General features: G+C 29.7%; 25 protein-coding genes. 6 read left to right on the top strand and 19 right to left on the bottom strand.

Features of this window, described 5'->3' with window-relative positions:
• Together alr and ABGT36_RS02090 are read right to left on the bottom strand one after the other, a co-directional pair.
• Window positions 1-1074: an alanine racemase gene (gene alr / locus ABGT36_RS02095; protein WP_300080381.1), complete on the bottom strand. Its 1074-nt coding sequence runs from the start codon at window positions 1072-1074 to the stop codon at window positions 1-3.
• 86 nt (window positions 1075-1160) lie between these two features.
• The gene (locus ABGT36_RS02090; RefSeq protein ID WP_296884239.1) at window positions 1161-2153 is read right to left on the bottom strand and encodes a hypothetical protein; all 993 of its coding nucleotides are present in this window, start codon (window positions 2151-2153) and stop codon (window positions 1161-1163) included.
• Between the two features lie 87 nt (window positions 2154-2240).
• Here ABGT36_RS02090 and ABGT36_RS02085 point away from each other — a divergent pair, with 87 nt between their 5' ends.
• The gene (locus tag ABGT36_RS02085) at window positions 2241-2441 is read left to right on the top strand and encodes a DUF378 domain-containing protein (protein WP_087300040.1); all 201 of its coding nucleotides are present in this window, start codon (window positions 2241-2243) and stop codon (window positions 2439-2441) included.
• Between the two features lie 13 nt (window positions 2442-2454).
• Here ABGT36_RS02085 and ABGT36_RS02080 read toward each other — a convergent pair whose 3' ends face one another.
• From ABGT36_RS02080 to ABGT36_RS02070, 3 genes are read right to left on the bottom strand one after another with little or no spacing between them, the layout of a single operon-like run.
• Complete coding sequence (locus tag ABGT36_RS02080) at window positions 2455-3078, bottom strand: HAD family hydrolase (protein ID WP_087300038.1); 624 nt, start codon at window positions 3076-3078, stop codon at window positions 2455-2457.
• Window positions 3078-3779: a purine-nucleoside phosphorylase gene (deoD, locus tag ABGT36_RS02075; protein WP_300080385.1), complete on the bottom strand. Its 702-nt coding sequence runs from the start codon at window positions 3777-3779 to the stop codon at window positions 3078-3080. Before deoD ends, ABGT36_RS02080 begins: the two co-directional genes overlap by 1 nt.
• 13 nt (window positions 3780-3792) lie before the next feature.
• Entirely contained in the window at window positions 3793-4257 is a 465-nt protein-coding gene (locus tag ABGT36_RS02070; RefSeq protein ID WP_087300034.1) for a hypothetical protein, read from the bottom strand.
• A gap of 292 nt (window positions 4258-4549) precedes the next feature.
• Here ABGT36_RS02070 and ABGT36_RS02065 point away from each other — a divergent pair, with 292 nt between their 5' ends.
• The 3 genes from ABGT36_RS02065 to ABGT36_RS02055 are packed head-to-tail and all read left to right on the top strand — an operon-like array spanning window position 4550 to window position 6291.
• The gene (locus ABGT36_RS02065; protein ID WP_346676536.1) at window positions 4550-4915 is read left to right on the top strand and encodes a hypothetical protein; all 366 of its coding nucleotides are present in this window, start codon (window positions 4550-4552) and stop codon (window positions 4913-4915) included.
• Between the two features lie 15 nt (window positions 4916-4930).
• On the top strand, window positions 4931-5356 hold the full coding sequence (locus ABGT36_RS02060; protein ID WP_087300030.1) for an NfeD family protein: 426 nt from the start codon (window positions 4931-4933) through the stop codon (window positions 5354-5356).
• A gap of 11 nt (window positions 5357-5367) precedes the next feature.
• A complete protein-coding gene (locus ABGT36_RS02055) occupies window positions 5368-6291 on the top strand; it encodes an SPFH domain-containing protein (RefSeq protein WP_087300028.1) in 924 nt (307 codons plus the stop codon).
• A gap of 18 nt (window positions 6292-6309) precedes the next feature.
• On the opposite strand, the gene ABGT36_RS02050 is transcribed toward ABGT36_RS02055, so the two are convergent.
• Window positions 6310-7881 (bottom strand): DUF1593 domain-containing protein, encoded by a 1572-nt coding sequence (locus ABGT36_RS02050; protein WP_296884235.1) that lies wholly within the window; start codon window positions 7879-7881, stop codon window positions 6310-6312.
• Window positions 7882-8020: 139 nt separating this feature from the next.
• Window positions 8021-9004, bottom strand: a complete 984-nt coding sequence (locus ABGT36_RS02045; RefSeq protein ID WP_346676533.1) for a LacI family DNA-binding transcriptional regulator — start codon at window positions 9002-9004, stop codon at window positions 8021-8023.
• Window positions 9005-9203: 199 nt separating this feature from the next.
• On the opposite strand from ABGT36_RS02045, the gene asnB reads away from it, so the two are divergent.
• Window positions 9204-11024 carry an asparagine synthase (glutamine-hydrolyzing) gene (gene asnB, locus ABGT36_RS02040; RefSeq protein WP_346676531.1) on the top strand — a complete coding sequence of 607 codons (1821 nt, stop codon included), beginning with the start codon at window positions 9204-9206 and terminating at the stop codon, window positions 11022-11024.
• A gap of 9 nt (window positions 11025-11033) precedes the next feature.
• On the opposite strand, the gene ABGT36_RS02035 is transcribed toward asnB, so the two are convergent.
• From ABGT36_RS02035 to ABGT36_RS02010, 6 genes are all read right to left on the bottom strand, one after another.
• Window positions 11034-11411, bottom strand: a complete 378-nt coding sequence (locus ABGT36_RS02035; protein WP_087300024.1) for a hypothetical protein — start codon at window positions 11409-11411, stop codon at window positions 11034-11036.
• Between the two features lie 89 nt (window positions 11412-11500).
• Window positions 11501-12259 (bottom strand): type I 3-dehydroquinate dehydratase, encoded by a 759-nt coding sequence (gene aroD / locus ABGT36_RS02030; protein WP_087300023.1) that lies wholly within the window; start codon window positions 12257-12259, stop codon window positions 11501-11503.
• A 123-nt stretch (window positions 12260-12382) separates the two neighbouring features.
• A complete protein-coding gene (locus tag ABGT36_RS02025) occupies window positions 12383-13267 on the bottom strand; it encodes an ROK family protein (protein ID WP_300630480.1) in 885 nt (294 codons plus the stop codon).
• A 60-nt stretch (window positions 13268-13327) separates the two neighbouring features.
• Window positions 13328-14233 carry an ABC transporter permease gene (locus tag ABGT36_RS02020; protein ID WP_300630482.1) on the bottom strand — a complete coding sequence of 302 codons (906 nt, stop codon included), beginning with the start codon at window positions 14231-14233 and terminating at the stop codon, window positions 13328-13330.
• A complete protein-coding gene (locus tag ABGT36_RS02015) occupies window positions 14230-15147 on the bottom strand; it encodes an ABC transporter ATP-binding protein (protein ID WP_087300017.1) in 918 nt (305 codons plus the stop codon). Before ABGT36_RS02015 ends, ABGT36_RS02020 begins: the two co-directional genes overlap by 4 nt.
• Window positions 15131-18208, bottom strand: a complete 3078-nt coding sequence (locus tag ABGT36_RS02010) for a VCBS repeat-containing protein (protein ID WP_346676529.1) — start codon at window positions 18206-18208, stop codon at window positions 15131-15133. The genes ABGT36_RS02015 and ABGT36_RS02010 overlap by 17 nt, the downstream gene beginning before the upstream one ends.
• Window positions 18209-18474: 266 nt before the next feature.
• Between ABGT36_RS02010 and brxF the strand changes: the two genes are divergently transcribed.
• The gene (gene brxF, locus ABGT36_RS02005) at window positions 18475-18903 is read left to right on the top strand and encodes a BREX-3 system P-loop-containing protein BrxF (RefSeq protein WP_087300013.1); all 429 of its coding nucleotides are present in this window, start codon (window positions 18475-18477) and stop codon (window positions 18901-18903) included.
• 20 nt (window positions 18904-18923) lie between these two features.
• On the opposite strand, the gene ABGT36_RS02000 is transcribed toward brxF, so the two are convergent.
• From ABGT36_RS02000 to ABGT36_RS01975, 6 genes are read right to left on the bottom strand one after another with little or no spacing between them, the layout of a single operon-like run.
• A complete protein-coding gene (locus ABGT36_RS02000) occupies window positions 18924-19532 on the bottom strand; it encodes a V-type ATP synthase subunit D (RefSeq protein WP_087300011.1) in 609 nt (202 codons plus the stop codon).
• A 2-nt stretch (window positions 19533-19534) separates the two neighbouring features.
• Window positions 19535-20977 (bottom strand): V-type ATP synthase subunit B, encoded by a 1443-nt coding sequence (locus tag ABGT36_RS01995; RefSeq protein WP_087300009.1) that lies wholly within the window; start codon window positions 20975-20977, stop codon window positions 19535-19537.
• 13 nt (window positions 20978-20990) lie between these two features.
• Window positions 20991-22742 (bottom strand): V-type ATP synthase subunit A, encoded by a 1752-nt coding sequence (locus tag ABGT36_RS01990; RefSeq protein WP_087300007.1) that lies wholly within the window; start codon window positions 22740-22742, stop codon window positions 20991-20993.
• A gap of 15 nt (window positions 22743-22757) precedes the next feature.
• Complete coding sequence (locus ABGT36_RS01985; protein ID WP_087300005.1) at window positions 22758-23354, bottom strand: V-type ATP synthase subunit E; 597 nt, start codon at window positions 23352-23354, stop codon at window positions 22758-22760.
• Between the two features lie 12 nt (window positions 23355-23366).
• Entirely contained in the window at window positions 23367-23675 is a 309-nt protein-coding gene (locus tag ABGT36_RS01980) for a V-type ATP synthase subunit F (protein WP_087300003.1), read from the bottom strand.
• 19 nt (window positions 23676-23694) lie between these two features.
• Window positions 23695-24126 carry an ATP synthase subunit C gene (locus ABGT36_RS01975; RefSeq protein ID WP_087300001.1) on the bottom strand — a complete coding sequence of 144 codons (432 nt, stop codon included), beginning with the start codon at window positions 24124-24126 and terminating at the stop codon, window positions 23695-23697.
• Window positions 24127-24129: the final 3 nt, after the last annotated feature.

Genomic DNA, 24129 nt, shown 5'->3' with positions numbered 1-24129 from the left:
TTATTTTATATAAACGCGTTCAACTCTTTTAGAAATTAAACAAACAATCTCATATGGTATTGTCTCTAAATCTTTAGCCATGCTCGCTAAAGAAATATGATCACCAAATATTTCGACCTGGTCACCAGAATGAACTGTTTCATCAACTCTAACCATCATTTGATCCATACAAATACGACCTACGATTTCATAATAATTACCATTAATATATACTTTACGTCCTTGATTTTTACGAATCAAACCATCAGCATAACCAATTGGAACTGTCGCAATATATTCATCATTTTCAGCTCGGTAAGTTAACCCATAACCTACTCGCTCACCTTTTTTAATAAGTTTAACCATTGATACTTTAGAATATAATGACATTACTTGTTTATACTCATCAGTTTCATTTCCAGCTGGATCCAATCCATACATTACAATACCAATTCTCCCTAAATTCGAACCAGTATCATGATGGTATGTCATTGCCGCACTATTACAACAATGAATATATTTAAATTCATGGTCTTTTACCAATTCATAGAATAATGCTCGCTGTTTATCAAAAGCCTCTTTTTCCCCATCAGCTGTCGCATAGTGGGTAAAAATACCATCTAAAATAAACTTATCACGATCAATCGTTGCTAATAGCTCTTCTAATTCTTCTTTGCTTGTAAGTCCAATACGATGCATACCAGTATCTAATTTAATATGGACTTTAAGCGGTTTATCTTCAATTAACGAAGCTAAATGATGCATGTACTCTAATGATATCATCGTTAAAGTAATATCATATTTAATTGCTAAATCAATTTCTTCTTTTAATGTTGGTACTGCTCCTAAAATCAATATTCCTTTTTTGATTCCTAGTTCCCGCAACTCAATAGCTTCTGGCAATGTTGCCACAGCAAACATCTCTATATAATCAATATCATTTATATATTTAGCAACCTCACGATAACCATGACCATAAGCATCTGCTTTGATTACCGCCATTAAAGGTCGTTTAAATTTTTTATATGTTGTTTCAATATTATTTTTTAAATATTTTAAATTAATTTGGGCATATGTATCACGATATAAATTCATAATTTACTCCTTTGCACCCTCTAGTATAATCCAATCTCTATTATAATTCAAACATTTTCCAAAATATGTAGTAGAGGCATTTGCCCCTATTTCAAACTTGAAGTTTGCATACTGCTAATTACATTTACCATCTCATCTTTATTCAAATCCTGTGAATACACTTTGCATAATATTCCTGATTTCATCATCGTTAATTCACCTTCATTATAAAAGGCAACCCCATCAACTAAATCAATCGCTTCACCTTCAATTGTTTCAACAACGATCTCATCACTTGCCGCTACTGGTGTTTCAATAACAGTAAAGTTTTTATCTCCAGTAAATTTTAAAATATGATTAGTTGTTCCATCTATCGTTGATACTTCTTCACTATCTAAAGTACTACCCATTAAAGCAATTGGATATAATGGTAGTTCACTACTAGCACTTGAATACTCACTTTTACTATTTTGTAAGACTTCTTTTTCATTAAAATTATCTTTAGATAGATTTACATCAGTTTTAAACTCCGTAAATTCTGCAGTTATAATTTCAGCATCCTCACTATCTAAAACTGTCACTTGTTTTGGTGCTAGTGATTTATCAAAAATCATTTCTTGTCCAACCACTCTAGAATCATTAGGATATTGAACTTCACATTTTACTTGATAACCATCTTTAATTTTTTCTACTTCGCCCGTTTCTAATAATTCGATCAATGATTGATAAATGTATGGTTTAGGAGAATTATTAGGCCACTCACTTTGAAACTTAAAAATTTGATTTAACGTTGGTGTTAAAACAAAAACACCATCACTATTTTTAATAATTATTTGTGATTGATTCAACGCTTTATCATATAATTCAACCTTATAATATTCATTTTTATCTTCATTTAAATAACTTACATTAACCAGATAACTTTTTAACTCATCATTTTCTACCATTTCCATATTACAAGTAAGCGTATATTTATCATAAGCCTTTACCTTTTCAATCGTTTTATCTAATGATGTATCTTTAAATTTAAAAAAGATCAACGTGGCAATGATTACAACTACAATAGCACCTATACCAATATAAATTTTTTTCAAATTCACACCCCCACTAATAAAATATGTAAAAATTACAAGAATATGTATAAAGAACTTTAGATTGGATAGAATTTAATAAGGAGGATTTAAATAATGAATATATTACAAAAGATAGCATTAACATTAACAATTATCGGTGCCATTAACTGGGGTTTAATTGGTTTATTTAATTTCAACTTAGTTGATACATTATTTGGTGTTGATAGCTTTTTATCAATGTTAATATATATTCTAGTTGGAATTGCCGGTATTATTAACATTATGTTATTATTTACCGATTTAGATGGACATTAAAAAAGAGGAGCCTTTACTCCTCGAATATAAATGGAGTCATTTCTCCATTTTTTTTATTAATTCTAATGCGGTTTTTAACCATTTTCAACATTGGAATATCATGAGTAGAATCAGAATAAGCATACGAATTATCATAATCAATTTCTACCCCTAACTTATTAATAACCTCATTTAAACGAATTACTTTTTCTTCATCTTTACAATTTTTACCGATCATTTCACTTGTATATTTACCATTAACTATTTTTGTCTTAGTTCCTAAAATCCCATCAACTGGTAAATCACAAAACCGTAAATATCCCTCTATTGAAGCTGAACAAATATACACTAAATATCCAGCTTCTTTTTTTTGTTTTAATTCCTTAATTACATTATCATAATAGAGCGGAACTAAACATTTTTGATAAAAATCATTAATTTCATCATCATTTAATTTATCCATCGGAAATAACCAGGCACTTTTAGCCTTTTGAAAACTCACAATACCTATTAAATATAAAACAAACAAAATCCCAACTTTAAACAAACGCCAAAAAGCTAAGGGATGTTTTTTTAAATAATAGCCAAGTAAGGCCCGTCCTGAATCGCCATGAATTAAAGTATCATCAAAATCAAAAAAGGCAAATTTTTGTTTCATTAAGCAATCTCCAAAGCAATTTCCATCATGGTAGTAAATGTTTTTTCTCTTTCTTTAGCAGTTGTGATTTCATCACTTACCAAAGAATCAGAAACTGTTAATAAAGTAATCGCTTTTTTATTAAAATAAGCTGCAGTTGCAAATAGTGCATAAGACTCCATTTCTACTCCTAAACATCCCATTGAAGCCCATTTAGCGCCGCTATCTTTGTCAGCATGATAAAAAATATCTGATGAAATAACATTCCCAACATGAAATACTGCATCTCTTTTACGGGCTTCATTAACCGCTTTTTCTAATAAATCAAAACTAGAAATAGCACTATAAGTACCCGGCAATTCATATTGATGAGCAAAATTAGAATCCGTACAAGCACCTTGAACAATAATAATATCTCTTAATTTAATATCCTTTTTCAAAGAACCGCATGAACCGATTCGAATAATGCTTTCTACCCCATATTGGCTATACAATTCATGACAATAGATTCCCATTGAAGGCATTCCCATACCAGAACCCATTATTGAAACCTCTTTTCCTTTATATGTTCCTGTATAACCTAACATATTACGAACAGTATTAAATTCCTTAACATTTTCTAAATAAGTATTTGCTAAAAACTTAGCCCGTAAAGGATCTCCAGGCATTAAAACTGTTTTAGCAATTTCACCAGGATTGGCTTGATTATGTGGTGTTGCCATGTCATATTCCTCCTTAATTTTCTGATTTGACTAATCCGTCATTGAAATAATAATATGTTTCAATTTCGCCAGGTTCACTTAATTTTTCTCCTGATACCGCAGCAATTAGATTGTCTAAGTATTTATCAACATCTTCAACCCCTAATTGAGCATAGTACCCTTCTAAAACTAAAAATGGACCAAAACCATAATCGTCTTGATTAAAATCAATAATATTATTAACAAAATTATCATAGGCTGCTTTTACTTCATTAATAGTATTACGATCATCCATATTGTACTTAACAATTTTCATATGATCACCAAACTCTTCTTCAATTAGTGGTAAACCATTTTCGGTAAAATTTTGACAATTAGGACAGCTTTCTAAATAAAAATAATGTAGCGTATAAGTATCGGTATATTCTCGTTTTTCTTGACAACCCGCTACTGTAATTGCCAAAATGAACATCATTGTTAATTTAATTAATTTTTTCATATTACACCTCTAAGTCATTATACCCCAATCGCCCATAGTTGTAAAAGACTATAATCCCTAATTTATAGCAGTAGTCATACTATTAATTTTGACAAAATTTAACTAGATATACTATGACTAATTACCTTTGTCTTTATAATATTATTTTGATTTAATGGGATAAAAATAGATTTTTTGTGTTCAATTTAAAAAATCATGTTATAATAGTTAATTATATTTTTGATTTTATAATGTAATATTATTGAATAAAAATAATTTTTATAATATAATATTAATAGAAAGGATGATACTTATGGAATTTGAATGGTCAACTAATGATATTGCCAAAAAAACAGTTACTATCTATAGTACAAACTTAACATTAAATAAAGCGGCATGTCGTCATTTTGAAGATGTGGAATATGTTTTATTAGGAATTGATCGAAAAAATAATGTTTTAGGAATTAAGCCAGTAAAAAAGAAAGAAATTAACGAGCAAATATACCCTGAAGATCAATTGCATCGAATTTCTATTGGAAAAAGCTATGGCCGTATTTCAAACAAAAATTTTATAAGTGATTTAGCTAATAGTTATGGCTTTGATTTGGAAAATAATAAGTGTGTTAAATTTACAGCAAAGTTTGATGTTGTCCATCAAATTCTATTAGTTAATCTGTAAAGGAGGGGAAGATAAATGATACCAATCTGGTTAGGAATTACCATTGTCGCTGCGATAATCGAAATCCTTACAACTGATTTAGTTAGTATCTGGTTTGCTGCTGGTGGTATTGTTTCTTTGATTGCCTGTCTATTAGGTGCTAGTCAAACGATTCAAATCGTATTATTTGCAATTGTTAGTATTTTTACAATTATAATAGTACGACCTATAGCTAAAAAATATTTACGAACAAACATTGAAAAAACTAATGTCGATCGTGTGATTGGTAAACATGGTTTAGTAACTAAAACCATCACAGCTGATAATAAAGGTGAAGTAAAAGTTATGTCAACTTCATGGCCAGCAACAAGTCTTGATAACGCTGTTATTAGCGAAGGAGATTATTGTGAAATAGTTGCCATTGAAGGAGTTCATCTTGTAGTTAAAAAAATTGAAGAATAGAGGGATATTTTATGACTGATTTATATGTTTATGTTTTATGGGGTATTTTAGCAATCTTATTGATCATCATTATTGCTACAACAATTAGAATCGTACCACAATCAAAAGCCTATGTTGTTGAACGAATCGGAGCTTATAATCGTACTTGCAACGTTGGTTTGCATATCTTAATTCCATTTTTAGATCGAGTAGTTAATAAAGTTTCTTTAAAAGAACATGTTGTTGATTTCGCACCACAACCAGTTATTACTAAAGATAATGTTACTATGCAAATCGACACTGTAGTATATTATCAAATTACTGATCCAAAACTTTTCACTTATGGTGTTGATCGACCAATTAATGCAATTGAAAATTTAACAGCAACTACACTTCGTAATATTATTGGTGATCTTGAATTAGATGAAACACTAACTTCTAGAGATATTATCAATTCAAGAATGCGCAGTATCTTAGATGAAGCAACTGATCCATGGGGAATTAAAGTTCATCGTGTTGAAGTTAAAAACATTATTCCACCTCGTGATATTCAAGAAGCAATGGAAAAACAAATGCGTGCTGAACGTGAAAGACGTGAAGCTATTTTACAAGCTGAAGGTAAAAAGACTGCTTCTATCTTAAATGCTGAAGGTGATAAAGAAGCAATGATCTTAAGAGCAACAGCTGATAAGGAAGCTAAAATCGCGATTGCTGAAGGGGAAGCTGAAGCCTTAAGACTTGTATATGAAGCTCAAGCTAAAGGTATTAGATATATTAATGATGCAAAACCTGAACAAGCTTATGTTACATTACAAGGTTTTAAAGCATTAGAAGAATTAGCTAAAGGTAAGGCTACAAAAATTATTGTTCCTAGTGAAATTCAAGGTCTTGCTGGTTTAGTTAGTTCAATTAAAGAATTAGTTGTTGATGAAAAACCTGAAGATGATGAAAAATAGGATGCGCTAGCATCCTATTTATTTTACAGTAATTATAACTCTTTGATAATGCTTTAATTGATGAGCCCCATCATCTTGGACTTCTACTACCATGTGAATTGTATCGCCGCTTTTAGCATCTTCTGGAACTACAAATGACATTTTAGCTTCGTTGCTATTTTTAATTTCAATTGTATCTATTTTTTCATTTTCACCAACTTGGCGAGTAATATCCATTTGTAAACCATCTAAATCTTGAACTTCTTCTTTAGTAGTCACTTTGCTATCTTGATAAGTATCAGCTTCATGATAACGCCACCATCTATAAGTTAAATTATTATCATCTTGATCTTTACCTTTAGCTGTTAATGTTACTTCATCACCAGCACTAGCTTCGATATCAATTCCTTCTTCAACACTAACACTAGGAGCATGATTTACAGCTTTATCATCATCTGTCAAACACCAATCTACACGTGCTGCAAAATCATTTTGGATATCAGTAAACCAGCGACTTAAACTATATTGTGCTTCGTATTGTTTAGAATATGGATTATAATCAAGAACTGAGTTAATACCATCTTCACCAAAACGACCACCCCAGCCACCATAGCTAGGATCTTCTAAACTTCTAAGACCAGTATCAATTAAATATAAGAATGATGGTGAATCCCCTTCAGAAATAAAATCATATTGTTGATAATTTGGATTGTTAGTCAAATAATCTTGGGTTCCACGTAATTCTTCATAATTTTCACCTTCAATGATTTTCCCATCGCCCATTAAAGCGTAGTTTTCCATTAAAGGACCTTTATCTTTAACAAGATTTTCATAACACCAATCAGCTTTTAAAGTTTCATTTAATTCATCGCTATGCATTTGCCAAGCATATGCAAAATGCCAGAAATTACTACGATCATTAATAATTTCAATATCAGGCCAGTTTTTAGCAATATAATCACTATAACTATCATCTTGATCTAAAATAATATATAAAACAAGTTTATCATTAATTTTCTTTTGAATATCTTCCCATTCATCAGTGTCTTTATATTCTTCTTCGATAGATTTTAAAGCACGAGCAGTTGTATTAGTACCACCCCAAGTTTGAACATATAAAGTACGCTGGTCATCATCTAAGAATAAATCTTTCAAAAATTCAGAACCTTCAGTTACTTCATCCATTTCACCTTTATTTTTTATATTACCAATTTTAGTAACTGATCTTAAATAATCAGGTTCTGGATAATCTTCATCATGAGCTTTTAAATTATCATATACAGCTTCATAATCATCTAAAAAATCAAAGATCCAATCTGTTCCTGTCCATCTAAATGGTTCAATTCCTTTTTCGCTATCTCCAGCATAATGATACATTGAACTCGTTAAAACAATACCACTAATATCCATATCATTAGAATACAACAAAGCACGAATAACTGAGTTCATATCATCTACTTCACCATCAGTTGTAATTACAGTTCTCGCCTTTTCCTGGTTTGTTTGAGTTACGATCTTCTGGTCTTCACCACCTGAAGAACAACCTACTACCACTACCAGCATACAAAAAACTATTGCCAGTTTTTTGAATACCATAAAATACTTTTTCATTTTTTTCTCCTTTCTCCTTTAGTTTAAATAAAGTTTAATTATTTAAACAATTTTCATACATATTATAAACATTTTGTTTATATTTGTAAACCCTTTCATCAAAAAAAGATAAAAAAATAGTGATATTTAATCAATATCACTATATAGTATCCCCTTCAATAAGACGACAAGTTGAATAAATTTTAAACTTTTCAACATCATGATCCTCAATTTCTTTTTTCAATAATGATAAAGCTACCCCTGCTCTTTTACCATGTATAATTTTTAACGCTGTTAGATGATGCCCATAACAAAAATAGTCGGGAATTTCATCAATTCCAATTAAATTAATATCATCTTTAAAACTCAAATTCATTTCTTGAATCGCCTTAATTGTCCCAATTGAAACCTGATAATTTTCACTAATTAAAACTTTAGGAAAAGATTTATCAACCAATTCTGTTTTCATCGCTTCATATACGCTTTCAACATCATTACCCGTTATAAAAATTCTACCTGTTAGATTATACTTACTAATTAAATCAGTAAATGCCATTCTTCTTTTCCTAAAATTATAATTATCATGACTATTGGCTAAATAACAAACCTCATTAAAATCTTTTTCGACAATTAATTTAATTATCTTTTCCATTCCTTGATAATTATCAATCATTACATAACTATAATTATCATCATCAAAATCATTATCATAAATAATCAATGGTTTTTTAATTTGTTTAAACAATTTAAAAATATCTTCATCAAGATCGTTTGCAAAAACAATTGCACCTACAACATGACCTTGATTACACTCCATGATCAATTTATTAATTTCATCGATATCATCATTAATATAATCAATACCAAGAGAATAACCATCTTTTTTCGCTTCTTTGTTAAATTCACTTAAAACTTCGCTCCAAAGATCAACTTCACCACCATAAATATTTTCCTTTTTGGAATAGTTAACTATTTTGATTATATTATTTTCAACAATATCAATACCTTTTTCCATTCGATCTATATATTGAAAAATCATTTTTTTCGTTTCTTCACTCACACCTGGTTTATCATTTAACGCTAATGAAACTGTCGCTTTTGATAATCCCAGGTCACGGGCAATTTGTGCTGCTTTGATTTTCATCATCTCACCTGCTTTCTATTTATAAACCAACCTATTTTCTTTTATATAATATCATAAAAGTTATTATCCCGCTATTTTCTTTTAGCTTATTTAATAATTTTATTATTACAAAAAAGTATTTTTATTAACTAATAAGTGTTTGAACATAGTTTTCAACATAAATAAAAAAATTCATCATACAATGATATGGGGTGAAAATATGTGTGGATTTTTATGTATGTATAATTATAACCAGGATCTAACTAGTGAAGTACCACAATTTACTAAAATGCTTGAATTATTAAGATATCGTGGTCCTGATGATTTTAATGTTGTTAATAATAAACATGTTTTACTAGGCCATTGTCGTTTATCAATAATTGATTTAAACGGTGGTAAGCAGCCATTTAAATACACTTTTAATAATGTTGAATATACCATTATCTATAATGGTGAAATTTATAATATGAACCAGTTAAAAGAACAACTGCTTAATGATGGTTTCCATTTTCATAGTCAAAGCGATACTGAAGTATTATTATTAAGTTATATCGCTTATGGAGCACGCTGTTTAAATTTATTAGATGGGATCTTTTCTTTTGTCATCAGTTATCAAAATAAACTTTTTATTGCTCGTGATCAACTAGGAGTTAAACCGCTATATTACTATCATCATGATGATTTATATATATTTAGCAGCGAAATAAAATGTATATTGATGTATTTAAAACAATGTGTTGTTGATAAAAACGGGGTTAGAGAGCTATTAGGTTTAGGACCAAGTGTTTCTCCAGGCAATACTATTTATAAAGATATCTACAGTTTACGTCCTGGCCATTATATGACTGTCTTTAATGGTTATCATGATATTGACCGTTATTGGGCCTTAGAACGTCATAATCATAATCGTAGTTATGAAGAAACCGTTTATGATGTTCGTTCGCTCGTAAATCATAGTATTCGTAAACAGCTATTAAGCGATGTTCCTATCTCCTGCATGCTCTCTGGTGGTCTAGATTCTTCAATCATTACCGGTGTTGCTAGCCAATACATTTCTAATCTAGCGACTTATAGCGTTGACTATCAAGATCAAGATAAGTATTTCCAGCCTTATGAATATCAAACAACCCGTGATGAACATTTTATTAATGAAATAAAAACTATGTACAAAACCAATCATCGAACTGTAACTTTATCACAAAAGAATCTAGTAATGGCCTTAAAAACTGCAATGATTGCCCGCGACGCTCCTGGTATGGCCGATGTTGATTCAAGTTTCTTATTATTTTCTAAAGAGATTTCTAATCATCATAAAGTAGTTTTATCGGGTGAATGTGCTGATGAAATTTTTGGTGGTTATCCTTGGTTTTATCGTGAAGAATTAATCAATATTGAAGGTTTTCCATGGATGCGTGATTTTGATAAACGAATGGAATTATTCAACGATGATATTCAAGCTTTAAATATTAAAAATTATGTTCTAGATAAATACCACCAGACTTTAAATGAAATTGATTATCATGATTATAATTTCAAAGATACTAATAAAAGAAAAATGATCTATTTAAATATGGAATGGTTTATGCAAACGTTATTAACCCGTTCTGATAGTCAAACGATGCATAGTTCAATTGAACTAAGGGTTCCTTTTGCCAATAAAGATATTGTCTCTTATCTTTACAATGTTCCATGGGAATATATGTATCATAATAATACCGAAAAAGGATTACTTCGTGATGCTTTTAAAGACTTTCTACCTGAAGATATCTACAATCGTAAAAAGAACCCGTACCCTAAAACCCATTCTCCTATTTATCGAGATTTAATTGTTGAAATATTAAAAGAGTCTCTCAATGATAAAGAAAATATTTTATTACGCTTTTTCAATTATGATAAACTGATTAATTTAATCAATACTGGAGGTCAATCGTTTAAATATCCATGGTTTGGTCAATTAATGACCGGACCACAGTTATTAGCGTATTTCTATCAGATTTATTTATGGGGTCGGATTTATCAAATTAAAATAGAACTAGAATAATCTTTACGATTATTTTAGTTCTATTTTTACTAACCCATCTTCTAGAGTAATTTCTTTAATATAATCATTTGCAATTTTAATGCAATCAGGTTCTATTTGTAAATAAGGATTATCTTTGATTAATTCGGTTAATACTTTCTTTAAATCTAAATTAATAAAACCATATTTTACTATTCCATCAAAATTAATAATTATCTGATCTTTTACAACAACTCTTGCAATTGCTTTTATTTTGGTTTCAATATTATAATAATTTAAATTAGCTTTTACATGTAAATAATCATCAATTTTAATATTGATATCATGAAGCGTGATATCTTTATAATCAAAAAAATACGGATACAAATTTAAGCAAATCTTTTCTAATTCTTCTTGTTTTATAATCATTTTATCACCTGATACATTATATGTCGAAATGATTAAAAAATTGCCTGGAAATGACAAGAAAAAAGTTCTTACTAATAAATAAGTAAGAACTAAATATTTTCATGAATAATTTTTAAGACCTGTTTTAATGAATCAACATCAATTTGACCTGGAGCTGAACCATTATCAGCTTTACCAAAAGTAATAGCTGAACCAAATTGTTCACCTAATAGTCTTGTTGCTAGACCCATATTCGACATTGATATTGTTACAATAGGACGATCATAAATTTCTTTTGCTCTTAATGATGTTTCCATTAAAGCTAAAACTTCTTTATAATCTTCTGGCATAACCGCAATTTTAAAAATATCAGCTTCTGATGAATCCATCAATTTAAATTTTTCCATCATTGTATCAATACTTGGGGTACGTTTAAAATCATGCATCGACATCAAAACTTTTTTACCAGCTTGATGAATTAAAGACGTTAATGTAATTATTGCATTAGTACCACTAGATAATTCAACATCATAAATATCAAAAGCATTACTACTAACAGCCAATTTATATAATTCAATATATTCTTGAATACTTAACTGACCATTACCGCCTTCTTTTTCACTACGATATGTCAAAATTATTCCTTTTGTAAGTGATAATGAAGCAATTTCATTAAATAAACTTATTAACTCCTGATCATTTAGTAAATCAGCAAAATAATCGATTCGTAATTCTATTAAATCTATATCCAACTTTTCCAATCGCATCAACTCAGCGATAATATCTTGATGATTACGATTAATTACCGGTACACATACTTTAGGCATCCCCTCACCAATTGTAATGTTTTTAACCTTACAAATTTTCATATACCTATCCTCCTTAATTATATATAACCAGCTTATATATATGATGAAATATCAACTTTTTCATCTTATATACTATAACACTATTATCACTAAGATGATACTTTTTTTGTTTAAAAATTCAAATTATTTTTGTTGAAAAGAATGATATAACGCCCCTATTAAATTAGCATTATTATAAAATTTACATGTATTAACCTGTGGTATAACTAGCTGATTAGTTTGTTTGTTAATATCATCAATTGCTTCATTGATCATTTTAATTAACAGTGGTTGTTTAGAGATTCCCCCACCAATTAAAATGATTTCTGGATCATAAATATATTGCAAATTATATAACTGCACGGCAATATCTAAGCAGAAATCCTTTAAAACTGATAATACTCGTTCATCTTGATTATTAGCTAATTCAAAGACATGATAGCCATCAATACTATCAACATTTAAAACCTTAGCAACCCGCTTACATAGTGCAGTCGTTGAAGCAATATCTGACCAGGTCAAAGCTTTATGGTTTTGTTTATCATAATTAACGATAATCGTACTAATTTCACCAGCAAATAGATTGCGACCATGATGAATCTGTTTATTTTTAATAATCGTTCCGCCAATACCAGTACCTAAAACAACAACTACCATATCTTGATAGTCTTTACCATTACCAAGCCAAGTTTCTGCTAATCCAGCACATTTAGCGTCATTTTCTATGGTAACTTTAATATTATCACAAGCTTTAGATATTTCTTCAGTCAAACAGACTCCTTGTAAATAAGGATGAGCAACGATTATTTCAATAATACCCTTAGCTGCATTAATTACCCCTGGTGAAGAAAAAGCAATTCCAGCGACCTCATTTTTATGTTCTAGATATATTTTTTTAATACTAGCTACAAACATCTCTAAACTAGTAATTTCCTGAGCCGAAAACTCCCATTGTTGACTTATTTGTCCTTGATCATTCATCAAACAATATTTTATTACTGTTCCCCCAATATCAAATACTAAATACATAAAATTTTCCTCCTTGTCATTATCATAACATATAAAAAGGATTAAAGTTTAGCTTTAATCCTAAATATCTTTATTTAAAATATTTTTATAAGTTAATCCATACAACAAGCAAGAACCTGCTATATAAACAATCATTATCAATGTACCATTTAAACTATTATTAAAAAAATCAATCGCATAATTGCCTAAATCATAATCAGGCATTGCATTAATAAATAAATTTGTAAATAAATTAAGCATATTCAACTGTGACAATGGTGCTTCTAAATTAGACACCAATTCAAAGAACTGATGACTAATTAAAGCAAGATGATAATTAATATCAAAATAATATAAGTGCCAGCTATTATAAATATCTTGCATATACAACCGCATGATTGGAATAATTCCAAAAACAATCATCGCTAGAAACACCAATAATATTACTGCAGGTGCTTTCTTTTTAAAACAGCTAGATAAAAAACTGCCAATACTCCCTATAATAAATATTAAAACAATCCCATAGCCAATAAACATGATACTATCTTTTAAGATTACTTCTAAAATATCCTTTTCTACCTGACTAAACAAAGTAAAGCTAAAAATAAAGGTAGCATAAATTATTAATAAATATCCAATTGCTCCCAAAAATAACCCCAATATTTTACCTAGAACTAACTGTAATCTAGAAATTGGTTTTGATAACAACAGTCTAATCGTTCCTTCATGAATTTCACTTGCAAATAAACCAGTTGCATAATTAGCTACAATAACCCAGATAACTAACCCTGATAAAAAGACAAAACCAAAAACAATATACATAATTTCAATATTTAGGGCTAAATTAGAATAAGAAGTATTTTGATTAAATAAATTTAGATAAACTCTTGATAAAACAAAACCTAATGCACCTGATATTAAAACACTAACTAGTACTGGTACTGGTTTAAACATCTTAATAAAAGTCTTCTTTAACAATACTTTCATTCTTTTCCCTCCATAAATCGCTGATACAACTTATCCAAAGAAATATGATCATCTTGTAACAATTTAAGATCATAATCATTTTCATAAACAAACTTAACAATTTTCTTTTTACAAACCACCTTATCTTCAACCATTAATCTTATAACATTATCTTCTAGCGCAAAATGAAAATCATTATCTTTTAAATAAGCAATCAAAGCCTCATTATTACTACAACTAACTAATACATGTTTTAAATTAAATTGATTCAAAACAATATCTAAAGGCTGATTAATTATCACACTACCTTTATTAATCATAATTACATGATCAATAATTGTTTCCAATTCTGTTAATACGTGTGAACTAATCAATATTGTCATTTCTTTTTGTTTTACTAATTTTTTTAAAGTCAAAATAATTTCATAACGGCTAGTTGGATCAAGATTGGCGGTTGGCTCATCTAATAATAAAATCTCCGGATTAGCCAATAAAGCTTGAATAAGACCTACTTTCTTTTTCATCCCAGTTGAAAATTTAGTTACCTTTTTTAACATATGTTCTTGTAGATCAAATTCTCTTATCCATTTTAAAGAACTTGTCAAAGATTCATCATAACTTAAATTAGCCAGTTGGCCCATATACACTAAATACTCTAAACAGCTCATATCACTATAAAAACTAGGAAACTCAGGAACATAGCCAATAATCGCTTTAGCTTCAACCGAACCAAAATAATGTCCTTTAATACTACCATGACCACTGCTTGGCAACACTAAGCCCATGATCGTTGAAAGGGTTGTTGATTTTCCAGCTCCATTTGGTCCAATTATGCCATATATCTTGCCTTTTTCTAATGCTAGATTGATATCATTTAAAGCTTTGAACTTCCCAAATTTTTTATTTATATGATTAGCTTCAATTATCTTTTCCATTTTTTATCCCTGCCTTTTTAATTAGATAATACTTAGGACCCATCACTAAGCCAGCACTGCCAAGTAGAATAACCACCATTAATATCATGATCATATATCGTGACATTCCACTTTTTTCAACAACTATTGTAGTTTGTAAATGCGTTACTTTACCATGACCATCATCATAAGAAAACAATAATTGATGATCACCTGGTAACATTTTGAAACTAATCGTATTTTCAGTAGTCATCGTTACTAATTCACCTTGATCATATACGGACATAATGCCATTTTTATTACTTTCATATTTAACTGTCAAATCACCATTAGAAACTTCATTATTATTTAAACCCGTCATTTTAAAATCACATTGAAAATCAAAACTATATAAGCTTACATCATCTGTTTCTAATAACAACCGACCATTAGTTAATGCTTTAGCACTCTTAATTTTCTTTTTCACACCAGCAACTACTTGTTCATCCTGGTAATCATATATTTGTTGTATATTTTCATCAAAGTAGATTATCAAATTTTGTCCCTTTACCGCAACTAAATCATTATCAGTATAATCTTCTTTACTTAATCGAATTCTTTTTAGCTCTTTAAGACTATTACCATCGATTATAACTAAAAACGTGCCATAATCATCATGTTCATAACTATCGAGATAAGTTAAATAACCATATTCATTAAACCCGTCATCATCTAAATCATTAATAGCAACAATTTTTGAATCATCATTTATCTTAAACTCTACAATATTATCTAATGGCACTGGTGTATCACTACTATACAAATTACTTTCAAAGCTGGTATAACTAAACAAAACACTACCATCTTGACCACTGATTACATCAAAAAGATAATCACCATGATTAAAGATAATATCTTTTTTACCATCATGATTAAAATCATTTTCACTAAGACTAAAAGTTTCCCCATAGTCCAAAACACCTTGTTCCATCAAAGCAAATTTCATTGTTAAATCTTTACAATTTATCACTTGATAATTTTGGCACTTATTATCATTGTACCCATTGATAACAATCTCATTGATTCCATCACCATCAATGTCTCCTAGCACTTTACCAAAAGCATTATTTAGTAGTTTTTTATCATATGTTTTAAAAATATTAGTTTTTTCATAACTGATATTATAGCCATCTTTTTTAGAATAATAGAGTCGCATTTCTGTTTCCCCTAAATTTATCAAATCAGTTATGCCATCATTATTAATATCACCTGTTTCTAAAGCCATGGTCATCCCTTCAAATGATGGCTGATAATAACTTTTAAAAGTTTTAGTTACACCATCGATAAGATAATCATCTACTAATATTTCCTGGCTGCCATCATTATTTAAATCACCAAAATAATCGATTTTAGCACCCTTTAAATAATTTTCATAATATTTACCATCAAGATACCCTTTATCTAATAAAACCTTGCTATCGCTTATTTTGCCACTATTTAAATCAATATCAATAATATGACTAGCTATAACTTGATTAACATTATTAATTTCATTGACTAAAGCTAAAATATGATTTTGCTTAGCAACATAATTAATAGCTTCAAAACCATTATTTAAATAATCACTACTAACAGAAAAACTCATTAATGAACTTTCATCCAAAGCTATCTTTCTAATTTCTGTAATTTTTCCATCTTTTTTATACGTAACTAATGTACCATCATCAAGATCTACAATTTTATTAGCAATCTTACTTTCTAGTACATTACCAGTGACTTTTAACTGTTGATCAAGAAGCCAGGAAAAACTATCATTTACTTGCAATAAATAACCAGTACTAACTTTCTTTAGCTGGATATTATTATTTTCTTGTCCTGTTTCACCTACCAGAATTTCATTTTGAGCCAAAAGAGAACCATTAAAATCATATATTAGCACTTTTAATTTTCCATCATTTAAAGACGCTGGAATTATAATGACATCTTGATTCTGGTATTTACCAGTTACTAGATTACTTGATTGTAAATTATAATTTTCTAAAGCAAATTTTGCTTTAACACTCATATCATTTAAGTCCACTAGATAAATACCTGGTTTTTCACGATCACTTCCATTTTGGTTAAGAGCCATATTTCCAAAATAACTGCTTACTAGTAGTAAATCCTGCGAAATCATTTGCATCTGATAGCCCATAAAGTCATAATCATTAAGACCAGTTGGCGCTAACTTTGAATACATAGAATTATCTTGAAGATTTTTACTTAGAACGCTTTCGATATCTTCATTTAATACTACTGTTTTAATAATTTTACCGGTTTGCTTATCTATTTGACATAAACTGCTATCTTCGAGAGTGACATAAATGTTTCCATTTATTTCAATTAGATCCCAAACATTTAAGTTCACCTCTTGCTTACCTATATACTCGATATTTATTGAATATGGATTTACTAAGGAATTACGATAAAGTAAATCACCATGTTTATCTAAACAAATAATCTGTCCTAATTGATTCCCAGCAATTATCCGATCTTTTAAGACTACCATTTTCCATAAGTTATCTTTATCTTCATAATCAAAAATAATTTCTTGTTTAACCGGATCAAAAGCAACTAAATGATAATCATAAATATAATAAATAATTCCATCACTATAATTAATTGAACGAATTTTACTATTCTTGATTAATTTATTACCTTTTTCATCAAACATCTCATAAGTATGTTTTGATGAATAAACAACTTTAGAAGATTTAGCACTAATAATTTTTATATCATCATAATTATCTTCACTGTCTAAATATACAAATACATCCCTGATACCATCTTGATCAATATCATCAATAACCATAAAATCTTTAACAGGAAATTCTGTATCAATCTTAAAATCACTATTAACCAATAATAAACTATCATCACTAGATACCATAAGTCCCTGTAAATCATCAGACAAGACTACTTCCTGTCCCAAACATTTTGCATTAATAACTTTCCCTTCATTATAACTAACTAAACTGCTATTTGAAGTAATAGCTTTAATATCTTTAAAATTTACATTACACAAAATTAAAGTTACTAAGCATATCTTAACAATCCTTTTCACATTCTTTTCCCTCCTAATATAACTGTATTATTTCAATTGATACAGTTATATTATAACATTCAGTTAACTGTACTACAATAAACGATACAGTTTATATTTCTTAATAATTCTAAAGAAATCAACACTAAAATACATATTTCCCAGGAAATAACAATTAAAATTATGATTTTGCTATTAAAAAGAGAATAATAATGTTAAAATAAAAGTAATAGATGATTCATATTTAATAGATTTGGGATAAAAATAAATAAAGGAGGAATGGACCCATGGATCAATTAAAAAAAGAAATCGAAGCCGCTAAAAACGGAGAAAGTAAATTAATCTTAATCATCGGTAAACCTGGTAGTGGAAAATCTAAAGTTATTCATGAATACAGTGATGAAACAGGTGTGCCAATTTTAAATCTAGATCAGATTTTTGGTACTAGCTGTGATGATATTGAAACTGTAATGAATGATTTTTTAAAGAATTATGACAAAGATGTCTTACTAATTGATAATAAACGTGTACTTTACGCTAAAGATTCTAAGATTGATATGCTTTCTTTTTTGAAAAAACTAACTGAAAAAATAATAGTAGTAGCTACTTGGAATGGAATGATCGAAGATAATAAGTTAATTCATATCCGTTCAAAATTACCAGCAAATTTGGAATACCCATTAGATAATGAAAATATAAAATTTATTCAAAAATAATAGTCGTAGAAATTCTACGACTATTTTTTCATTTCTTTAATTACTTTTTGACGAGTAAATTCTTCACGTTCTTTTTCTTCTAAGGCCTCAGTAATTACTTTTACTGTTGATTCAAAACGAGGAATTGAAATATTTTTTAACGCATTAGCTCTTTTTTGAGTTTTTCTAATTGTATTAGCTAAACGATAAACACTATTTTCAACCTCTGCTAATAATACTGTTAATTGTTTTACTTTGTAAAAACAATTATAAGCATAGTCAACTTTAGAATTAGAACGTTCAATATCATATGTCATTTTCAATGGTTGTTTATTATAAGAAATTTTAGGAATTTCAACTCCCATAACACTACGATAAGCAATTGAAATACCATAATCTTCAGGAATACTATTTACAATATCACTAATTAACCCCATTGAAATATTAGCTTCTTGTAAAGCATCGTAAGCTTCTTGATATGAAGAAGTTATTTGTTCACGGATTACTTTAACATCATCTAATAATGACATCATTTCTTTGATCAAAACATTTCTTTTTTGATCCATTAAGCTATATCCTAGGTTAGCTAATTGCAATGATTTTTTCATCGCAATTAGATTACCTTTAGTAGGAACTACTTTAAGAGCCATGATTATTCACCTTCTCTTTGTAATTCTTTAATAATTTTCTTTTCTTTGATATTAAAACGTTGCATTGCTTTTTCATGATTATAATATTGGTCTAATAAAGCATTATCCAAACGATCTAATGCTTCTCTTGGTAATACTGAAACTAAGTCCCAACCAAGATCCAAAGTTTCTTCAATGCTACGATTAGTATTAAATCCTTGATTAATAAAATGTTCTTCAAATAAATTACCAAAAGTAATATATTTCTTATCTAAATCTGATAACTCATCTTCACCAATAACTGATGTTAAAGAACGAACATCCTGGACATGGGCATAACATGCAAATAACTGGTTAGCAATATCTTGATGATCTGCTCTTGTATACCCTTCACCAATACCATCTTTCATCAAACGGCTAAGTGATGGTAAAACACCAACTGGTGGATAAATACCTGCTGAGTTTAAATCTACATCTAATGTAATTTGTCCTTCAGTAATATACCCAGTTAAATCCGGAACTGGATGAGTAATATCGTTATTAGGCATAGTTAAAATTGGAATTTGAGTTACTGAACCCTTAGCACCTTGAATGATACCAGCTCTTTCATATAATGAAGCTAAGTCTGAATATAGATATCCTGGGTATCCTTTACGAGCTGGAATTTCACCTTTACTTGATGAGAATTCACGTACGGCTTCACAATATGAAGTAACGTCAGTATAAATTACTAATACGTGCATATCTTGTTTAAATGCTAAATATTCAGCAGCTGTTAATGCACAACGTGGTGTTAAAGTACGTTCAATGATTGGATCGTTAGATAAGTTTAAAAACATTACAACTCGATCCATAACGCCTGCTTCTTTAAAACTACGTTTGAAATATTCAGCAACGTCATTAGTTACCCCCATAGCTGCAAATACAACTGCAAATCCTTCACCAGATTCATCAGCGATTTTAGCTTGTTTAACGATTTGAACCGCTAAACGGTCATGAGGTAATCCAGATACTGAGAAGATTGGTAATTTTTGTCCACGAATTAATGTTGCTAGACAGTCAATAGATGAAATTCCGGTATTAATATAGTTTCGTGGATAAACACGAGCAACTGGATTTAATGGCAACCCATTAATATCCATTTGTTCTTCAGCATAAATTTCTCCTAAACCGTCAATTGGACGACCAGCACCACTAAAAATTCTTCCTAAGATTTCTTTAGAAACTGGCAATTCCATTGGTTTACCAAGTAATCTGGTTTTAGTGTTTTCAAGTGATAAGCCATTAGTTCCTTCAAAAACCTGAACTACAACTCTTTCACCTTCGATTTGAACAACACGTCCTAAACGTGTTGTTCCATCATTTATTTGTATTTCTACCATTTCATCGTATGAAGCACCTTTAACGTGGTCTAAAACGACTAATGGTCCATTGATTTCATTTAAACCTACATATTGTAGTGACATAATCATTTTCCTCCTACGCTACAGAATTTATTGCTTCATCAATATCATGATAATAAGTGTCTAATTTAGCAATGTTATCATTAGGAACATCATATTTCATCTTGATTACTTGATCAAAAATACCAGTATCAACAATACGACGAACTACTTTCCCTTGATTTACAGCTTCTTTACAACGTTTATTTAGATATAAGATGACTTCCATCATTTTTAATTGTTTTTCCATTGGTACATAAGTATCATCTTTATGGAAAGCATTTTGTTGTAAATAACCAACTCTTACTACTTTAGCAATTTCAATAATTAATTTTTGATCTTCTGGTAATACATCAGGTCCCATTAATTGAACGATTTCATTTAATTTAGCTTCTTCAGCTAAAATATATGAAATTTCTTGACGATCACTTACAAACTTAGGACTAACGTTTTTGTTGTACCATTTTTCAAGATCATAAACATAATCACTATAGCTTTGAGTCCAGTTAATAGCAAAATAGTGACGAGCATAAGCTAATGCTTTATCTAGAGCCCAGAAACAACGTACAAATCGTTTTGTATTTTGAGTAACTGGTTCTGAAAAGTCAGCACCTTGTGGTGATACGGCACCAATAATTGATACTGAACCATCTTGACCATTTAAAGTTTCCATATATCCAGCTCGTTCATAGAATTGAGATAAACGAGATGGTAAGTATGCTGGGAACCCTTCTTCAGCTGGCATTTCTTCAAGACGACCAGAAATTTCACGAAGTGCTTCAGCCCATCTAGAAGTAGAGTCTGCCATAATGGCAACATGATATCCCATATCACGATAATATTCTGCTAAAGTAATTCCAGTATAGATACTAGCTTCACGAGCAGCAACTGGCATGTTTGAAGTGTTGGCAATTAATACAGTTCTATCAGTTAATGGTTTACCACTTTTAGGGTCGATCAATTCACTGAATTCTTCAAGAACTTGAGTCATTTCGTTACCACGTTCTCCACAACCTACATAAACGATAATATCAGCATCACACCATTTTGCAATTTGGTGTTGAGTCATTGTTTTACCTGTACCGAAACCACCAGGAATCGCTGCAGTTCCACCTTTAGCAATTGGGAACAATGTATCAATAACACGTTGTCCAGTTACTAATGGGATACTAATTGGTAAACGTTTAGCAGTTGGACGAGCTTGTTTAATTGGCCATTTTTGACATAATGTACATTCGATGATTTTTCCTTGATCATCTTCAATTTTCATCACTACGTCATTAACTGTATATTGCCCATCATTAGCTACTTCAACTACTTTTCCGCTAATTAAAGGACTGACCATACATTTATGAACAATTAAATCAGTTTCTGGTAAAGTAGCATAAATATCGCCACCTTTAACATAGTCACCAACTTTAACTGTCATTGTTACATCCCATTTTTTATTGACATCTAAAGAATCAACGTTACTTCCTGCTTGAATAAAAGCACCTGTTTGTTCTTCAAGAGCTTTTAAAGGACGTTCGATTCCATCGAAAATATTTCTTAAGATACCTGGGCCAAGCGTTGCACAGATAGGTGATCCCGTTGAGACAACTGGTTCACCAGGTTTAAGACCAGTAGTTGTTTCATATACCTGGATGGTAGTAAATTCTTTAGAGATTGAAATTACTTCACCCATTAATGAATCATTACCGACATACACCATTTCTAACATTGAAAAAGATACAGTATCTTTTACTTTGACAACGGGTCCATTAATTGAATAAATTACATTATTGCTCATATTTAACCCCCTGTTTTATTTAATCATTAATCCTGATGTTTTATAGAACCAGTCTTTTTGATTCTCTAAAGCAAAGTCTAATGATTCATCAATTACGACATTATTTGCTTTATTTTCAATAATAAAACCACCTATTTTAATTTGATCACTTGTTTTAACATCTAAATCAATACCATAAGCACTAATTAAATCAGCTTGATACTTTACATCTTCTTGACGTAAATATAATGTTGAATTTTCCATTTGATATGTAGTACCAATAGATTTCATGTGATCAACTAAATATCCGTGATATTCATCACTGTTTACAAAAGCAACTAGTTTTTCTTTTGCTTGATTAAAAATATCAGCTACATATTCATCTCTTTTAGTAACTAATAATTTAGTTTTTTCTTCTTGAGATAAAGAAGCTTCAACACTAGCATTAGAAGAAATTTCAGCTAATTCTTTATCTAATAAAACATCAGCATCTTTTTTAGCTTCAGCTTTAATCTGGTTATAGATTTCTTCTTCTAATTCCTTAGCTTCATTTAAAATCTTTTCTTCTTCCTTGCTAGCTAACCTTTCAATTTCTTCTTTCATATAAAGAAATACTTGTTCTTTCTTTTCCATAGCATTCCCCTTCTATAACTTAACCCCGATTGCTTCAGATACATATTTGTCAATCGTTTCTCCAATCATTGAATCACCATGACGATCTGGTATCTCTACTAGCAATGGTTTTTGTTGTTTTAACTTGATTTCTGAAATAATATCAGGCGCTAATTCAATTAATTTAGTAGTAATTAAGATAATTCCAATCGAATCATCTTTTAATTTTGTTTCCAATAACTCCAAAAATTCACGACGTTTATGGACTACTTCGCCTTCAATTCCTACTAATCTAAGTCCAACTTGAGTATCGACATTATCACTTATACAATAAAATCGCATAATGATCACATTCTTTCAATTAAAGATTGTTAATAATTAAGATTGAAATTAATAACCCGTAAATAGCAACCCCTTCACCTAAGGCTACAAAGATTAATGATTTACCAAAGTTCTTTTCATTTTCAGAGAATGCACCAATAGCAGCTGGAGCAGCAGCAGCAACGGCAATACCTGCACCTAATGCTGATAATCCAGTAGCAAGAGCAGCAGCTAAGAAACCTAACCCTTGAGCAATTGTACCTGTAATAGATTCAGTTCCGGCAGCTTGTACTCCGTTAGTAACAGCAGCTAAATATAAAGCTAAACATACAGCTCCGGCAAATCCTGCTACGTGAGTAGCTAATCTAATTTTTGCTGATTTAACACTTACTTTTCCTTTAAATACTGAAATTAATGGTAATGATAATAAAATAACTACTAATGCTGGTAAAATAAATTCTAAAACTGTCATAAT

The organism is Erysipelatoclostridium sp. An173 (assembly GCF_963931465.1).
In the GTDB taxonomy this organism is placed as follows: Bacteria; Bacillota_I; Bacilli_A; order Erysipelotrichales; family Coprobacillaceae; genus Thomasclavelia; species Thomasclavelia merdavium.
The sequence above is the reverse complement of the archived record's forward strand: the minus strand, read 5'-3'. Positions and strand labels throughout refer to the sequence as shown.

What these genes read in the sequence shown, in the direction of transcription:
- alr (WP_300080381.1), bottom strand. Translation starts at nt 1,074, where the DNA reads ATGAATTTATATCGTGATACATATGCCCAAATTAATTTAAAATATTTA.
- ABGT36_RS02085 (WP_087300040.1), top strand. Translation starts at nt 2,241, where the DNA reads ATGAATATATTACAAAAGATAGCATTAACATTAACAATTATCGGTGCC.
- ABGT36_RS02080 (WP_087300038.1), bottom strand. Translation starts at nt 3,078, where the DNA reads ATGAAACAAAAATTTGCCTTTTTTGATTTTGATGATACTTTAATTCAT.
- deoD (WP_300080385.1), bottom strand. Translation starts at nt 3,779, where the DNA reads ATGGCAACACCACATAATCAAGCCAATCCTGGTGAAATTGCTAAAACA.
- ABGT36_RS02070 (WP_087300034.1), bottom strand. Translation starts at nt 4,257, where the DNA reads ATGAAAAAATTAATTAAATTAACAATGATGTTCATTTTGGCAATTACA.
- ABGT36_RS02065 (WP_346676536.1), top strand. Translation starts at nt 4,550, where the DNA reads ATGGAATTTGAATGGTCAACTAATGATATTGCCAAAAAAACAGTTACT.
- ABGT36_RS02060 (WP_087300030.1), top strand. Translation starts at nt 4,931, where the DNA reads ATGATACCAATCTGGTTAGGAATTACCATTGTCGCTGCGATAATCGAA.
- ABGT36_RS02055 (WP_087300028.1), top strand. Translation starts at nt 5,368, where the DNA reads ATGACTGATTTATATGTTTATGTTTTATGGGGTATTTTAGCAATCTTA.
- ABGT36_RS02050 (WP_296884235.1), bottom strand. Translation starts at nt 7,881, where the DNA reads ATGAAAAAGTATTTTATGGTATTCAAAAAACTGGCAATAGTTTTTTGT.
- ABGT36_RS02045 (WP_346676533.1), bottom strand. Translation starts at nt 9,004, where the DNA reads ATGAAAATCAAAGCAGCACAAATTGCCCGTGACCTGGGATTATCAAAA.
- asnB (WP_346676531.1), top strand. Translation starts at nt 9,204, where the DNA reads ATGTGTGGATTTTTATGTATGTATAATTATAACCAGGATCTAACTAGT.
- ABGT36_RS02035 (WP_087300024.1), bottom strand. Translation starts at nt 11,411, where the DNA reads ATGATTATAAAACAAGAAGAATTAGAAAAGATTTGCTTAAATTTGTAT.
- aroD (WP_087300023.1), bottom strand. Translation starts at nt 12,259, where the DNA reads ATGAAAATTTGTAAGGTTAAAAACATTACAATTGGTGAGGGGATGCCT.
- ABGT36_RS02025 (WP_300630480.1), bottom strand. Translation starts at nt 13,267, where the DNA reads ATGTATTTAGTATTTGATATTGGGGGAACAGTAATAAAATATTGTTTG.
- ABGT36_RS02020 (WP_300630482.1), bottom strand. Translation starts at nt 14,233, where the DNA reads ATGAAAGTATTGTTAAAGAAGACTTTTATTAAGATGTTTAAACCAGTA.
- ABGT36_RS02015 (WP_087300017.1), bottom strand. Translation starts at nt 15,147, where the DNA reads ATGGAAAAGATAATTGAAGCTAATCATATAAATAAAAAATTTGGGAAG.
- brxF (WP_087300013.1), top strand. Translation starts at nt 18,475, where the DNA reads ATGGATCAATTAAAAAAAGAAATCGAAGCCGCTAAAAACGGAGAAAGT.
- ABGT36_RS02000 (WP_087300011.1), bottom strand. Translation starts at nt 19,532, where the DNA reads ATGGCTCTTAAAGTAGTTCCTACTAAAGGTAATCTAATTGCGATGAAA.
- ABGT36_RS01995 (WP_087300009.1), bottom strand. Translation starts at nt 20,977, where the DNA reads ATGTCACTACAATATGTAGGTTTAAATGAAATCAATGGACCATTAGTC.
- ABGT36_RS01990 (WP_087300007.1), bottom strand. Translation starts at nt 22,742, where the DNA reads ATGAGCAATAATGTAATTTATTCAATTAATGGACCCGTTGTCAAAGTA.
- ABGT36_RS01985 (WP_087300005.1), bottom strand. Translation starts at nt 23,354, where the DNA reads ATGGAAAAGAAAGAACAAGTATTTCTTTATATGAAAGAAGAAATTGAA.
- ABGT36_RS01980 (WP_087300003.1), bottom strand. Translation starts at nt 23,675, where the DNA reads ATGCGATTTTATTGTATAAGTGATAATGTCGATACTCAAGTTGGACTT.
- ABGT36_RS01975 (WP_087300001.1), bottom strand. Translation starts at nt 24,126, where the DNA reads ATGACAGTTTTAGAATTTATTTTACCAGCATTAGTAGTTATTTTATTA.